A 14,289-nucleotide genomic window follows, 5' to 3' on the forward strand; every position below is an offset into this window, starting at 1 on the left:
AAGACGATCAGGCAGCGGTGGCGGGTTTCCCGTTCAGCGCGGTAGTAGGCCAGGACCAACTGCGATTGGCGTTGATCCTGTGCGCCGTACACCCCGGAATCGGTGGCGTGCTGGTTCGCGGTGAAAAGGGCACGGCAAAATCCACCGTCGTTCGAGCCTTGACGGCTTTGCTACCGGCTGTCGACGACGCCGGTGTGACGCGTCCGGCCAGGCTGGTCGAACTGCCCGTCGGGGCGACGGAGGACCGCGTGATCGGCTCGATCGACCTCGAGAAGGTATTACGCGACGGTGAGCGCGCCTTCCAGCCCGGACTCCTGGCCGCGGCGCATCAGGGGGTTCTGTACGTCGACGAAGTGAATCTCCTGCACGATCACCTGGTGGACGTTCTTCTCGACGCGGCCGCGATGGGCCGAGTGCATGTCGAGCGGGACGGAATTTCGCACTCGCACGCCGCGAAGTTCGTCCTCGTCGGAACAATGAATCCAGAAGAGGGAGAACTGCGTCCACAGTTGCTGGATCGTTTTGGCCTGGCGGTCGACGTGTCGGCGTCTCGCGACGTGGATGTGCGGATGGAGGTAGTGCGTCGACGCCTCGACTATGAGCGCGATCCACAGGCGTTTGCCCGCAGGTATGCGCCGGCCGATCAGGAACTCGCCGCCGAAATCCTTTCTGCGCGTAACAAACTGGATGGCGTGGAGCTGAGCAACCGCGAACTTCGGCGCATCGCGTCGCTGTGCGCGTCGTTCGACGTGGACGGTATGCGCGCCGATCTTGTTCTCGCCCGTACTGCCACCGCTCATGCTGCGTGGCGTGGCGGCAGCGAGGTCACCGAGGAAGACGTACGAGTCGCAGCGGAACTGACACTGCCGCATCGCCGCCGTCGCGATCCCTTCGACGAGCCGGGCCTCGATCAGCAGCAACTCGACGACGCGATGGATCGTGCAGACGAGGATGCTCGGGCCGGCGAGCCTGAACCACCCGAGAATCCTGAAGGCGGCGAACCTGACGGCGGGGAATCCGACGGCGGTGAACCCGATGACGGGGGCCGCCCTGATGATGACGGCCCTGACGATGATGGGCCGCAAGACGATCCGGACGGTCCGGGCGGGGGAGTGCGCGCCACCGATCGACCGTCTGCCCCACCGAGTAGTGCGTTCAAGGCCAAACTTCTCGAAGTTCCCGGTGTCGGTGAGGGTGCGCCCGGTCGGCGTTCGCGCTCCACGTCGTCGCGTGGACGCGTCGTGCGGTCCACCACCGACCGCGGGCACGGTCTGCACCTGACGAGCACGGTGTTTGCCGCTGCGGAATCGCAGATTGCGCGGGGCCGGACGGAGGGCCGTCTGCGGTTGGCGCCGGCCGACCTGCGCGGCGCGATTCGTGAAGGGCGCGAGGGCAATCTGATCGTGTTCGTGGTGGACGCGTCGGGGTCGATGGCGGCGCGCGACCGGCTCTCCGCTGTGACCGGCGCCGTTGTCTCGCTACTCCGCGACGCATACCAGCGCCGCGACAAGGTTGCCGTCATCACCGTCCGGGGCCGCGAAGCCGAACTGGTTCTGCCGCCGACGTCGTCCGTGGACATCGCTGTTCGCCGGTTGCAGTCCATGCGAACAGGTGGCAAATCACCACTCGCAGAAGGCTTCTTGCGTGCCCGCGAGGTGATTCTGCGTGAGCGGCTCAGGGATCCGCAGCGCCGCGCGCTCATGGTTGCGCTGACAGACGGGCGCGCCACCGGCGGCAAAGACGCGCTGCACCGCGCTCGCGTTGCCGCGCACTTACTGGCCGATGCATCGGTCGCTTCGATCGTCGTGGACTGCGAAACCGGGCTCGTCCGTTTGGGGTTGGCCGCCGAATTGGCCCGAGAACTACGAGGTGGATGCGTCCGCCTTGCCGAATTGTCAGCTCAGCAGGTCGCGGGTGTCGTCCGCGCCGCCGCCTAACGTTTTCATTTCAGGAGATCATCATGCCTAAAGGCGTTCCCGACACTGTCCCCGACGACGGATTGACCACACGTCAGCGTCGTAACGCACCGGTGCTTGCCGTCCACACCGGACCGGGAAAGGGCAAGTCCACCGCAGCATTCGGGATGGCGCTGCGTGCCTGGAACCAGGGATTCGACATCGGTGTCTTCCAGTTCGTGAAGAGCGCAAAGTGGAAAGTCGGCGAGGAAGCCGCCTTCCGCGCACTCGGAAACCTGCACGACGAGAGTGGCGTCGGCGGTCCGGTGCAGTGGCACAAGATGGGTGAGGGCTGGTCCTGGACTCGTAAAGCGGGCAGCGAAGAAGATCATGCGGCAGCAGCTGCGGAGGGATGGCAGGAGATCGCCCGTCGCCTCGCCGACGAAACGCACCGCTTCTACGTCCTCGACGAGTTCACCTATCCGCTCAAATGGGGATGGGTCGACGTCGACGAGGTTGTGCAGACCCTGCGTGATCGGCCGGGAAATCAGCATGTGGTGATCACCGGCCGTGACGCGCCGCAGGCGTTGATCGACGCAGCCGACCTGGTGACCGAGATGACCAAGATCAAGCACCCGATGGACGCCGGCCGAAAGGGCCAGCGAGGCATCGAATGGTGAGTTCGTCCACTCCCGCCGTTGTCATCGCCGCACCCGCATCGGGTAGCGGAAAGACCACGGTGGCAACGGGATTGATCGGTGCACTCCGGCGATCCGGCAGCAGTGTGGCACCGTTCAAGGTGGGTCCGGATTACATCGACCCCGGCTACCACGGACTTGCGGCGGGAAGGCCAGGTCGCAACCTCGACACGGTGCTCGTCGGCGAAGAACGCATAGCGCCGCTCTATCAGCACGGCACCGCCGAGTGCGATATCGCAGTGATCGAAGGCGTCATGGGCCTCTTCGACGGCAAGATCGACGAAGCCAATGCGCAGGCATCCGCAGAAGGGTCGACGGCGCAGGTGGCCGCGGTTCTGGGTGCACCGGTTGTTCTGGTCATCGACGCTCGCGGCCACAGCCAGAGCCTGGCCGCCGTGTTGCACGGCTTTGCCACCTACGACGCTAGTGTGCGGATCGGCGGCGTCATCCTCAACCGCGTCGGCAGCGCCCGGCACGAGCAGGTTCTGCGCCACGCGTGCGACAAAGTGGGGATACCGGTACTCGGGGTTGTTCCGCGCCTGGCCGAACTGGAAGTGCCCTCGCGTCACCTGGGGTTGATTCCGGCTGCCGAGCACGGCACCGCGGCAGTCGCCGCGGTGGACGCTATGTCGGAGTTGATCGCAACTCACGTCGATCTCGGCGCGGTGCGCGCCTTGGCCGCATCGAATGTTGTTGCACCTGTGTGGAATCCGGCGCAGGAAGTGGGGGAGCTTCGCAGCTCGCGGCCTGTGGTGGCGATGGCTGGCGGGCCTGCCTTCACCTTCGGGTACGCCGAACATCGTGAACTTCTCACTGCAGCAGGCGCGGACGTGCAGGTCTTCGATCCACTGCGCGACGAATTACCCTCCGGTACTGGTGCATTGGTTCTTCCCGGCGGATTCCCGGAGGAGCATGCCGTTGACCTCGCGTCGAATACTGTTCTGCTGGCGCAGGTTCGAGAGCTGGCCGACGGCGGAGCACCGATCCACGCCGAGTGCGCGGGACTGCTCTACCTGTCCCGCAGCCTCGACGGTCATGCCATGGCCGGAGTTGTCGGCGTCGACGCCGTTTTCGGTAAACGACTTACGCTCGGTTATCGGGAGGCGGTTGCGTTGACGGACTCGAGTCTCTTTGCGGCGGGTTCGCGTGTCGCCGGGCACGAATTTCACCGAACGTCTCTCGTCAGCGCCGACGCCGACGGGTGCGCAACCGCATGGGGTTGGCGACCGTGGGACGGCGGCGCAGTGCGCGAGGGATTTGTCCGCGGTGGAGTTCACGCGTCGTATCTCCACACACATCCGGCGGGTCAGCCCGAGTCGATCGCCACCTTTGTCGAGGCCGCGCGTGGCTGAGGTCTATGTCGGACTCGGGTTCACTACAACTGCCTCTGCTGTCGAGATCGTCGACGCCGTGCGAGGGATAGTGCCGCAGGGCGCGACGCTCGTTGGTCTTGCCACCGCCGCGGTCAAAGCCTTCGCCCCGGCGCTGATCGACGCCGCGCAGATCCTGTCAGTCGATGTCGCGGCGTTCACGTCGGAAGAACTTGCAGCCGTGCACGTTCCGTCACCGTCAACGCGCGTAGAGCAGGCTGTCGGCACTGCGAGCGTTGCCGAGGCGGCAGCGATCCTGGCTACCGGTCACGGACAGTTGACAGTGGGTAAGACCTCGACCGGTGCGGTGACAGTAGCCGTGGCCAGTAAAGTTCCCCCAGCGAGCGCAGGTTTTCCAGCGCGCACAGCTTTTCCAGCGAGCACAAAGATCGACGATGAAATGGAGTGCGAGTGAGCGAGCCCACCGCAGACGAGACCAACTACCTGGTCGGACTCAACCTGACCGATCGACGCGTTGTCGTATTCGGCGGCGGGACGGTCGCTCAGCGCCGCCTCGGCCTGCTGGTCGCGTCGGGCGCAGCAGTTCACGTCATCAGCCGCGAGGTCACGCCGGCAGTCGAGGGCATGGCAACGGCAGGGCAGATCACACTCGAGCTGCGTCCGTACCAGGAGGGTGACCTCGAGGGTGCCTGGTACGCAATCGCGTCGACGGACGAACCGGAGACCAATGCGGCAATCGTCGCGGAGGCCGAGCGTCATCGAGTCTTCTGCGTGCGCGCCGACAACGCCAAGCACGGCACCGCCGTCACACCCGCAAGTGCCGAGTACGACGGTATGAGCATCGGCGTCCTGGCCGGCGGCGATCATCGTCGTTCGGCAGCCGTCCGTACCGCCGTGGTCGAAGGTCTGCAGTCCGGTGTCCTCGCGGATACGGCCGAACCGGCGGCGCCTGGCGTTGCACTGGTCGGCGGTGGGCCAGGTGACCCGGATCTGATCACGGTGCGCGGTCGACGGTTGCTGGCCCGGGCCGACGTTGTTGTTGCCGACCGCCTGGCGCCGCCGGAGTTGCTGGCTGAGCTCGGTCCTGATGTCGAGGTCATCGACGCCGCGAAGATTCCGTACGGCCGGGCCATGGCGCAGGAAGCCATCAACGCGGCGCTGATCGACAACGCGAAGGCCGGAAAGTTCGTCGTGCGGCTCAAGGGCGGCGACCCCTACGTCTTCGGTCGTGGCTACGAAGAACTCGAAGCGTGTGCCGCGGCCGGTGTTCCGGTGACCGTAGTGCCCGGAATCACGAGTGCCATTTCCGTACCGTCGGCAGCCGGTATTCCCGTCACGCATCGCGGCGTCACCCACGAGTTTGTCGTCGTGAGTGGGCACGTTGCTCCGAATCATCCGGATTCGCTGGTCGACTGGTCGGCTTTGGCGAAGCTGCGCGGCACGATCGTGCTGCTCATGGCAGTCGAACGTATCGATCAGTTCGCGGCTGCACTCATCGAGGGTGGGCGTGCCTCGAGCACTCCGGTTACGGTGATCCAGGAGGGCACACTGCGTACGCAGCGTGAGTTGCGGGCCGATCTGGCGACCGTTGCTCAGCGCGTCAAGGACGAAGAGATCAAGCCCCCGGCCATCATCGTGATCGGACCGGTGGCGGGCTTTTCCGTCAACGCTGGGTAACGTGAAGTCTTGTGTCTGATTCCCCAAAATCTGAAACCGCTCAATCCGCGGCCCCAGCGGTCAATGCGCCGGTAGCGACCCGAGTCATCGGACTCGCCATCATCGTCCTGAGCGGTTTGCAGATGATGGTGGTGCTCGACGGCACCGTCGCCAACCTTGCGCTTGCGCCGCTTCAGGCTGATCTCGGCCTCAGCGACAGCGGCCGAAATTGGGTGCTGACGTCGTATGCCCTGGCGTTCGGCGGGCTGATGTTGCTTGGTGGGCGACTCGGTGACGCGTACGGCCGCAAGAAAATGTTCATCGCGGGCGTCACGCTCTTCACCGTGGCGTCGTTGCTGTGTGGTCTGGCGTTGAACGAGGGCATGCTGATCGCGGCGCGGGCACTGCAAGGTGTTGGCGCGGCCGTCGCATCGCCGACGGCTTTTGCTCTGGTTGCCACGACGTTTGCGGCCGGTCCGGCGAGAAATCAGGCCATCGCGATTTTTGCCGCCATGACCGGTGTCGGTTCGATCGCGGGTCTGATCATCGGCGGCGCGTTGACCGAGGTGTCATGGCGACTGATCTTCCTCATCAACGTCCCCATCGGCATCGTGCTCGTGGGGATGGCATTCCGGGCACTTCGTGAAACAACGCAGACTCGGCTTGCTCTGGATGTTCCCGGCGCAATTCTGGCCACGCTCGGCTGCACTGGCATCGTCTTCGCATTGACCGAGGGGCCGGAAATGGGCTGGGGGAGCGTCGCCGTTATCGGTGCGTTGGTCGCCGGACTGATCGCTCTCGGAGCATTCCTCTTCGTCGAACGCACCGCCAAGAATCCGTTGCTCCCGTTCTCGTTGTTTGCCGATCGGAACCGCGTTGCGACCTTCCTGGCGATCTTCTTCGTCGGTGGCGCGATGTTCAGTATGACCGCGTTTGTTGCGCTCTTCGTGCAGGACATCATGGAGTACTCGCCGCTGCGCGCAGGTTTGGCGTTCATTCCGTTTGCCATCGGACTAGGCGCCGCAGCAACGGTCGCGTCGAAGTTGGCGGTGCGTGTCCAACCTCGCTGGCTGGTTCTGACCGGTGTGCTGATCATGATCGTCGGACTTCTCTACGGCTCCACCCTCGACTCCAGTTCCACCTACCTTGCCAACCTTTTTGTCCCCGTCATCGGCATCGGATTCGGTATCGGACTGGCGATGGTGCCGCTGCCACTGTGCGCGATCGCCGGTGTTCCCGAGACGGAGATCGGTCCGTTGACCGCCATTTCCCAGGTCGCCCAGACGCTTGGCGGCCCACTCGCGCTGTCGGTCATCGGTGCGATGGCGACGTCGAAAACTCTCTCGCTCGGCGGTATTTCGGGCAAGGCTGCCGACATGAATCCGGCCCAGCTGATTGCCCTCGGAGAGGGGTACACCTTTGCGCTTGTCGGCTGCGCGATCTGCGCCGTACTTGCCGGCATTGCGGCCGTGTGCATCAGATTCACTCCTGCTCAGGTAGCTCAGGCGCAGGCTGCGGAGAAGGCAGCTCAGGGAATTAGCTGATCAGCCCTGTTTTTGTGCGTCGCAACTGGATACGATCGTTGCAAGAGGGCCGAGATTCTCGAAGGATCGGAGTGCCGTGATGCGGATCGCGGATATCTTGCGCAACAAGGGCAACAGCATTGTCACCATCGATGCCCACACCACCGTCAACGCGTTGCTGTGCGATCTTGCCCGCCACAACATCGGCGCAATGGTCGTGCTGGACGGCGACGCTGTTGTCGGAATCATCTCCGAGCGCGATGTCGTGCGGCGTTTGCACGAGCGGGGTCCGGAATTGCTGGCCACGGAAGTGTCCGAGGTGATGACAGCGTTGATGTACACGTGCGTGCCTGCTGATTCCGTGGACAGCATTGCCGCGATCATGACCGATCGCCGAATCCGCCATCTGCCGGTCATCGAAGACGGCGAACTGCTCGGAATCGTCAGCATCGGTGACGTGGTCAAGAGCCGGATCGACGAGTTGCAGAGCGAGCGCGATCACCTCGAGTCGTACATCGACCAGGGCTGATCGATGGGCTGTTTCACGGTGGCTACTCTCGTGTGATGGCTGCAATCCAGGATTCCACAGTAGGCACGGACACCACCGTTGCCGGCCTCGAGAGCACGTTCGCTGACGAGTTGGGCGCTTTGACAGTTCCGTGGCAAGGTACTGCCGCACCTGACCCGCAATTGCTCGTCGTGAACGAGCGGCTGGCTGCGTCGTTGCGCTTGGACGTAGAAGCGCTGCGAAGTGTGGACGGGGTTGGCGTCCTGTCCGGGTCGACGGTGCCGGTCGGCGCAAAACCGGTGGCGATGGCGTATGCGGGTCATCAGTTCGGTGGATACGCACCGATCCTCGGGGACGGTCGGGCGTTGCTACTCGGTGAACTGTTGACCGGTGACGGTCGGCGAGTGGATCTGCATCTCAAGGGCTCGGGGCGCACCCCGTTCTCTCGGGGCGGTGACGGGTATGCAGTTGTCGGGCCGATGCTGCGCGAATATCTGGTCAGTGAGGCGATGTGTGCCCTCGGTGTCCCGACTACACGCGCGCTGTCTGTCGTGGCGACGGGCCGGGACGTTCGCCGCAACGGCGCAGAACCCGGTGCCGTGCTTGCACGGATCGCGTCGAGTCACCTACGCGTTGGGACCTTCGAGTTCGCGGCCCGGCAGGGCGAGGTCTTGCAGTCGCTCGCCGATTACGCGATCGCCCGGCACTACCCGGAGCTGACCGAACTGCCGGCAACGGTTACACACAATCGCTACCTGAGGTTCCTCGAGGGGGTGGTCGAGGCGCAGGCGTCACTGGTGGCGCGGTGGATGCTCATCGGTTTTGTACACGGAGTGATGAACACCGACAACACGACAATTTCGGGGGAGACCATCGATTACGGTCCGTGCGCCTTCCTTGACGCGTTCGATCCGGCGGCAGTGTTCAGCTCGATCGACAGCAGCGGCCGCTACGCGTTCGGCAATCAGCCCGCCGTCTTGAAGTGGAATCTGGCGCGCTTCGCGGAAACACTGTTGCCGCTGATCGATTCCACACCCGACGATGCGATTACCGCGGCGTCGGCAGTTCTCGACACCTTCGACGAGCGTTACGAGGGCCACTACGCGGTCGGGATGGCGGCAAAGCTCGGTCTAGCCCACCCGATTGTCGATCGGGCGCTTGTCGACGATCTGCTGACATTGTTGGCGGAACACGGTGCTGATTGGACGGGCAGTTTCCGTGCTCTCGCGGACGAACTGCGCGTAAATTCCGCGCGCCTCGACGACCTCGTGCCACGGGATCACATCGCGCCCTGGTTGCAGCGGTGGCACGGCGCCCTGACGGAACAGGGACGCGCGGCGGTGGAGACCGCGAGCGCGATGGATCGCGTCAACCCGCTATATATTCCGCGTAATCATCAGCTCGATGCTGCTCTGTCTGCCGCGACCGACGGCGACCTCGTTCCCTTCGAGAAGCTGCTCGAGGTTGTCACGCATCCATTCGACCGACGCGACGAGTGGTCCGACTACACCGAGGCGGCTCCGCAGTCTTTCAGCGAAACGTTCCAAACCTTCTGTGGCACTTGATTTATGATCGAGCGCCGCCAGCACAAGGTGAAATTCGGGCCCGCCAGCACCTCACTGCCGGCGGGCCGCTTGATCACGCGCGTTCCACCGGGAACCACAGCTCGCACGTGGCCGTACTGAAATCATCGGCGCGGTCGAGAACTGCGACGATCGACGGACCCGGCCGGAGTCGCCACGGGTTCGACGGAAACCAGTCCGTCGCGGTCGCTGCCCAGGTCGCCTGCAACGCAGCCGGATACTCGCCCTCGGTGCGGAACACCGCCCACCTACCGGCGGGAACCTCGATCGTGTCGAGATCGTCGGGCACCGGCGTCGTGTCGGTGACGGCGACGCCGTGCAGGTAGGTCAACTCGCTTCCCTCGGTGTAATCCGGGTCGACGTCGGCGCTCACTTGGAGCAGGCCGGCCGGTTCGGTGTTGCCCAGCGCTTTGAGGCGGGCGTGCTCTGCAGTCGGCAGAGAAGCGATGTGGGCTTGGATGTGGGGGTTGACGCCCTCGTGGATGAGGGGCACGCGCGTGGCGTGGCCGACGAGGCGGAGCGCCGGTCGATCGGTGATGCGGGTATCCATGGTGATGTTCCCTTCTACGGTCAGGCGGAACCTGAGCTGCGGTTGCGTTCGAAGGGGGCCGCCATCTCGCTTGACGTCGCCGGGGCTGACGCCGTGCACGGATCGGAAGGCTCGGCCGAAGGCTTCGGTCGACCCGTAGCCGTAGCGGACCGCGATGCTCAGCAGGTTCCCGTTTCCGAGAACGTCTGCCGCTGCGACCGACATGCGGCGACGCCGGATGTACTCCGACAGCGGCATGCCTGCCAGGGACGAGAACATCCGCCGGAGGTGGTATTCCGTCGTGCCGAGCTCAGTCGCCAATGAAGCCACATCGAGGTCGTCGTTCAGACGATCCTCGACGAGTTCGACCAGTCTGTTCAACTCCGCGATCATGGCGCCTCCTTCGACACCCACACTTCCGGGTCGTCCCGATCGGCACCCTACTATCGCGGTCCGATCGGATCGTCTTCGTACGCGCAGTCGTCCTCCGACATTCCGTCTTCAGAAGTGCTGTGCACAAACCGTCCAGCTGACTTTGCGGTGCAGGGTTGATCGGCTGGTGAAGTCATCAATCCGTCAGGATGATCAATTCGCGGTCCGATGCGATTTCCACGCGCAGGCCCGCCTTCGATGCGACTCGGGCAACTCCCTTGATGTCGCTGGGTTCGGCGCGCGAGACCACCAGGGCGCGCGCGAGCAGACCCTTGTGATGCTTGTTGAAGTGACTGACCACGGTGCGACTGCCGTCCGGCTTCTCGGTGAGGACCGTTGCGATCAAGGCGTCCGGAACAGGTCCGAGGTCTTGGTAGGTGCCGGATCGTAGATCGATGACAAGTCCGTCGGCTTCGGCGGCCAAGGCCTTCGGCAGCTCCGGCTTCCACAGCGAGCGCAGCGTCCCCATCCCCGGCAGCTTGGACCCGCCGGAGAGGCGGTAGGCGGGAATCAGATCACCTGCGCGGACGGCACCGAACAGGGCAGAACCGATAGCGATTCGATCCAGTGCCTTGGCCTTCTGAGCGCGCGTGAACGACTTCGCGTCAAGGGCGTCGAACAGCACACCGGTGTAGCGCTGCAGCGCGGGGCGGGTTGCCGAGACCCACAGTTTCGCGTTGCGTTCCACCTCGTCCGCCTGGGTCGGTCCGAGCCCCAGCGCCTGGCACGAGGCGTCGACATCGGCGGCTAGATCGACGAGCGTCTGCACCAGCAATTCGCGCGTTTCGGTCAACTGGGGCATCGACAGTTCAGCCAGATCGAGGGGCGCGTCCTTGCCGCCGTCGGACTTGGTTTCTGAGGGAGGCAGCAATACAAGCACCCTGATACCGTACCGACGCCTGCGGACGGTACAGCGCCGACTATCCTTGTACCTCGTGATTACCCGTCTGTCCCACCTGTTCCTGCGTACCCTGCGTGACGATCCCTCGGACGCCGAAGTTGCGAGCCACAAACTGCTGGTTCGCGCCGGCTACGTGCGCCGAATCGCTCCAGGCGTCTACTCGTGGTTGCCACTGGGATTGCGGGTGCTGCGCGAGGTCGAGCGCGTTGTCCGCGAAGAGATGAATGCCATGGGCGGCCAGGAAATCCTGCTCCCCGCATTGCTGCCGCGTGAACCCTACGAGGCATCCAACCGGTGGACCGAATACGGCGCCGGACTGTTCCGCCTCAAGGACCGCAAGGGCAACGACTACATGCTCGGCCCGACCCACGAGGAGCTCTTTGCTCTGACGGTCAAGGGTGAGTACAACTCCTACAAGGATTTCCCGGTCACTCTGTACCAGGTACAGACCAAGTACCGCGACGAAGAGCGTCCGCGCGCCGGCATTCTGCGTGGCCGCGAGTTCGTCATGAAGGACTCGTACTCCTTCGACCTCACCGACGAGGGTCTGACGGCGTCGTACCAAGCGCACCGCGACGCGTACGAGAAGATCTTCACGCGGTTGGGCGTCAAGTACGTCATCGTCTCGGCTACGTCGGGCGCGATGGGCGGCAGCGCATCCGAGGAGTTCCTCGCCGAGAGTGAGATCGGCGAAGACACCTACGTGCGCTGCCTCGAATCCGGTTACGCCGCAAATGTCGAGGCCGTCAAGACGGTTGTGCCCGAGGCTATTCCGTTCGACGGTCTGCCTGAGGCCAAGGTCTACGACACCGCGAACACCCCCACCATCGACACCCTGGTGGACTGGGCGAATGGTGCCGACCTCGGCCGCACGATCACCGCTGCCGACACCCTCAAGAACATCATGGTCAAGACCCGCCTGCCCGGCGGCGAATGGGAACTTCTCGGCATCGGCATCCCCGGCGACCGTGAGGTCGACGAAAAGCGCCTCGAAGCTTCGCTCGAGCCCGCCGAGTTCGTGATGATCACCGAGACCGACTTCAAGAACAACCCGTTCCTGGCTAAGGGCTACATCGGCCCGAAGGCACTGCAGGCCAACGGTGTTCGTTATCTCGTTGATCCGCGCGTCGTGGATGGCACCAGCTGGATCACCGGCGCCGACGAAGACGGCAAGCACGTTGTCGGCCTTGTTGCCGGGCGCGACTTCACACCCGACGGAACCATCGAAGCCGCCGAGGTTCGCGACGGCGACGCATCTCCCGACGGAGCCGGCACGCTGGTCTCGGCCCGCGGTATCGAAATCGGTCACGTCTTCCAGCTCGGCCGCAAGTACACCGATGTGTTCAACGTCGACGTCCTCGCCGAGAACGGCAAGCCGGTTCGCCCGACCATGGGTTCGTACGGCGTCGGCGTCTCGCGCCTCGTGGCCGTCATCGCCGAGCAGCACCACGACGAGAAGGGCCTGCGTTGGCCCGCCGAGGTCTCACCGGCCGATGTCTACCTCGTCATCGCGAACAAGGACGAGACCGCGCGCGAAGGCGCCGAAGGCCTCGCGGCGCAACTCGACCGTGCCGGACTCGAAGTGATTCTCGACGACCGCAAGGCGTCGCCTGGCGTGAAGTTCAAGGACTCCGAGCTGATCGGTGTTCCGCTGATCGTTGTCGTCGGCCGTGGTTGGGCCGACGGTAAGGTCGAAATCCGCGACCGCTTCACCGGCGAAAGCCGCGAAATCGACGCCGATTCGGCAATCGAGGAAATCATCGCCGCAGTTCGCGGCTGATCCGAGAAGATGTGCGGGCCGCCGCAGACACCGTTCGAGGTGTCTGCGGCGGCCCTTCTTTTCTGCCACAATCGTTCCTATGGAACGCGAACCGGATTGGGCAGAAGTCGACGGTTACCTTGTCTCCACGTTGGTAGGTGAAGATCCGGTCCTCGATGCGGCACTCGCCGCCAACACCGCGGCCGGCCTGCCGCCTATCGACGTAGCGCCGAACCAAGGCAAGTTGCTACATCTGTTTGCTCGAATGTGCTTGGCGCGCAACGTTCTCGAAATCGGAACCCTCGGCGGGTACAGCACCATCTGGTTGGCCCGCGCCGTCGGACCGTCGGGACGCGTCATCAGTCTCGAATTCGAGCCGGCACACGCCGAGGTAGCGCGCGCCAACATCGAACGCGCCGAACTCGCCGATCGGGTCGATATCCGCGTCGGCGCTGCCCTTGACAGCCTGCCGTTGATCGCGAAGGAAGAACTCGGTCCCTTCGACCTGGTGTTCATCGACGCGGACAAGGAAAACAACAGCGAATACGTGCGGTGGGCCCTTGCACTGTCGCACCCGGGAACCGTCATCGTCGTCGACAACGTCGTGCGTGGGGGACACGTCTCGAATCCGGACATCGACGACGAGCGAGTCAAGGCCAGTCGGGCCGTCCTCGAGATGATCGCGGCCGAACCGCGACTCGACGGCACCGCGATTCAGACCGTCGGATCGAAGGGGTGGGACGGGTTCGCCGTTGCAGTAGTCAACGAGTGAGCGCACACTCGAAGCGGTGAGGATGCTGGGGACAGCAAAGGCGGTATGGCAGTGGGTGCGGAGCGCACCCGGGACGTATATCTGGTTGTTGGCCCTGCTCTTCACCACACTGTTCCTGCGGCATCTTCCCGACAATGTCGAGGAACACTTTCTCGGTAAACGCTCCACTAATCTGCATCACCTCTCCGAAGACCCGATCCGCGTCCTGTTCTCGAGTGCCTTCTGGCTCGAAGGTGGTGGCTGGCTGGGGTATTTGGTTCTGTTCACTGTTTTTCATGCCACGGCAGAGCGCTGGCTCGGGACGTGGCGGTGGTTGTGCGTTGTCGTGATCGCGCACGTCGGCGCCACCTACATCAGTGAAGGTGTTCTCTACGAAGGCATTCGGCACGGATATGTCGCAGAGTCGGCGGTCAACACTCTCGACGTCGGGGTCAGCTACGGATTGGCCGGTGTCGTCGGTGTTCTCGTGTACCGGATTTCGAAGCCCTGGCGTTACGTCTACCTCGGCGCAGCAGTGATTTTCTTTGCGGTGCCGTTGATCTTTGCTACGACATTCACTGCGGTCGGGCACATGTCGGCGTTACTTCTCGGAGTGGCGTGTTATCCGCTGACGCGGGCTCGGACGGGGGTGTGGAATCCGGCGGATCTATTGCCGGCGCGGAGGGCTGCGCCGGCTTCGTGAACTCTTCCCAACCTAAGTTA

At 64.0% G+C, this 14,289-nt stretch carries 13 protein-coding genes; 11 read left to right on the forward strand and 2 right to left on the reverse strand.

Annotation, left to right across the window (positions count from 1 at the left end):
• Nucleotides 1–17: 17 nt before the first annotated feature.
• From C7T36_RS19535 to C7T36_RS19570, 8 genes are all read left to right on the forward strand, one after another.
• Entirely contained in the window at nt 18–1,937 is a 1,920-nt protein-coding gene (locus C7T36_RS19535; RefSeq protein ID WP_106939807.1) for a magnesium chelatase subunit D family protein, read from the forward strand.
• A gap of 23 nt (nt 1,938–1,960) precedes the next feature.
• Entirely contained in the window at nt 1,961–2,575 is a 615-nt protein-coding gene (gene cobO / locus C7T36_RS19540) for a cob(I)yrinic acid a,c-diamide adenosyltransferase (RefSeq protein ID WP_033234930.1), read from the forward strand.
• Nucleotides 2,569–3,945 carry a cobyrinate a,c-diamide synthase gene (locus C7T36_RS19545; protein ID WP_045067273.1) on the forward strand — a complete coding sequence of 459 codons (1,377 nt, stop codon included), beginning with the start codon at nt 2,569–2,571 and terminating at the stop codon, nt 3,943–3,945. Before cobO ends, C7T36_RS19545 begins: the two co-directional genes overlap by 7 nt.
• Nucleotides 3,938–4,378 carry a cobalamin biosynthesis protein gene (locus tag C7T36_RS19550; protein ID WP_084702745.1) on the forward strand — a complete coding sequence of 147 codons (441 nt, stop codon included), beginning with the start codon at nt 3,938–3,940 and terminating at the stop codon, nt 4,376–4,378. Before C7T36_RS19545 ends, C7T36_RS19550 begins: the two co-directional genes overlap by 8 nt.
• Nucleotides 4,375–5,601 carry a uroporphyrinogen-III C-methyltransferase gene (gene cobA / locus C7T36_RS19555; protein ID WP_045067274.1) on the forward strand — a complete coding sequence of 409 codons (1,227 nt, stop codon included), beginning with the start codon at nt 4,375–4,377 and terminating at the stop codon, nt 5,599–5,601. The genes C7T36_RS19550 and cobA overlap by 4 nt, the downstream gene beginning before the upstream one ends.
• 11 nt (nt 5,602–5,612) lie before the next feature.
• Nucleotides 5,613–7,124, forward strand: coding sequence for an MFS transporter (locus C7T36_RS19560; RefSeq protein ID WP_045067275.1), 1,512 nt, complete (start codon nt 5,613–5,615; stop codon nt 7,122–7,124).
• Between the two features lie 79 nt (nt 7,125–7,203).
• Nucleotides 7,204–7,632: a CBS domain-containing protein gene (locus C7T36_RS19565; RefSeq protein ID WP_033234926.1), complete on the forward strand. Its 429-nt coding sequence runs from the start codon at nt 7,204–7,206 to the stop codon at nt 7,630–7,632.
• A gap of 35 nt (nt 7,633–7,667) precedes the next feature.
• Nucleotides 7,668–9,176 carry a YdiU family protein gene (locus C7T36_RS19570; protein ID WP_045067277.1) on the forward strand — a complete coding sequence of 503 codons (1,509 nt, stop codon included), beginning with the start codon at nt 7,668–7,670 and terminating at the stop codon, nt 9,174–9,176.
• A gap of 73 nt (nt 9,177–9,249) precedes the next feature.
• Here C7T36_RS19570 and C7T36_RS19575 read toward each other — a convergent pair whose 3' ends face one another.
• Both C7T36_RS19575 and yaaA read right to left on the reverse strand, forming a co-directional pair.
• Nucleotides 9,250–10,116: an AraC family transcriptional regulator gene (locus tag C7T36_RS19575; protein ID WP_045067943.1), complete on the reverse strand. Its 867-nt coding sequence runs from the start codon at nt 10,114–10,116 to the stop codon at nt 9,250–9,252.
• A 175-nt stretch (nt 10,117–10,291) separates the two neighbouring features.
• Nucleotides 10,292–11,035 carry a peroxide stress protein YaaA gene (yaaA, locus tag C7T36_RS19580; protein ID WP_045067279.1) on the reverse strand — a complete coding sequence of 248 codons (744 nt, stop codon included), beginning with the start codon at nt 11,033–11,035 and terminating at the stop codon, nt 10,292–10,294.
• A gap of 55 nt (nt 11,036–11,090) precedes the next feature.
• On the opposite strand from yaaA, the gene C7T36_RS19585 reads away from it, so the two are divergent.
• The 3 genes from C7T36_RS19585 (at nt 11,091) to C7T36_RS19595 (ending at nt 14,269) form a co-directional block, all read left to right on the forward strand.
• Nucleotides 11,091–12,836, forward strand: coding sequence for a proline--tRNA ligase (locus C7T36_RS19585; RefSeq protein ID WP_033234923.1), 1,746 nt, complete (start codon nt 11,091–11,093; stop codon nt 12,834–12,836).
• A 79-nt stretch (nt 12,837–12,915) separates the two neighbouring features.
• Complete coding sequence (locus C7T36_RS19590; RefSeq protein ID WP_033234922.1) at nt 12,916–13,587, forward strand: O-methyltransferase; 672 nt, start codon at nt 12,916–12,918, stop codon at nt 13,585–13,587.
• Between the two features lie 22 nt (nt 13,588–13,609).
• On the forward strand, nt 13,610–14,269 hold the full coding sequence (locus tag C7T36_RS19595) for a rhomboid-like protein (protein WP_045067282.1): 660 nt from the start codon (nt 13,610–13,612) through the stop codon (nt 14,267–14,269).
• Nucleotides 14,270–14,289: the final 20 nt, after the last annotated feature.

Origin of the sequence: Rhodococcus sp. AD45-ID (assembly GCF_003023755.1) — a bacterium.
GTDB lineage: Bacteria > Actinomycetota > Actinomycetes > Mycobacteriales > Mycobacteriaceae > Rhodococcus_F > Rhodococcus_F globerula.

Coding starts and splice junctions, on each gene's coding strand:
- C7T36_RS19575 (WP_045067943.1), bottom strand. CDS start 10,116: ATGATCGCGGAGTTGAACAGACTGGTCGAACTCGTCGAGGATCGTCTG.
- C7T36_RS19565 (WP_033234926.1), top strand. CDS start 7,204: ATGCGGATCGCGGATATCTTGCGCAACAAGGGCAACAGCATTGTCACC.
- C7T36_RS19590 (WP_033234922.1), top strand. CDS start 12,916: ATGGAACGCGAACCGGATTGGGCAGAAGTCGACGGTTACCTTGTCTCC.
- C7T36_RS19545 (WP_045067273.1), top strand. CDS start 2,569: ATGGTGAGTTCGTCCACTCCCGCCGTTGTCATCGCCGCACCCGCATCG.
- cobO (WP_033234930.1), top strand. CDS start 1,961: ATGCCTAAAGGCGTTCCCGACACTGTCCCCGACGACGGATTGACCACA.
- C7T36_RS19570 (WP_045067277.1), top strand. CDS start 7,668: ATGGCTGCAATCCAGGATTCCACAGTAGGCACGGACACCACCGTTGCC.
- C7T36_RS19595 (WP_045067282.1), top strand. CDS start 13,610: ATGCTGGGGACAGCAAAGGCGGTATGGCAGTGGGTGCGGAGCGCACCC.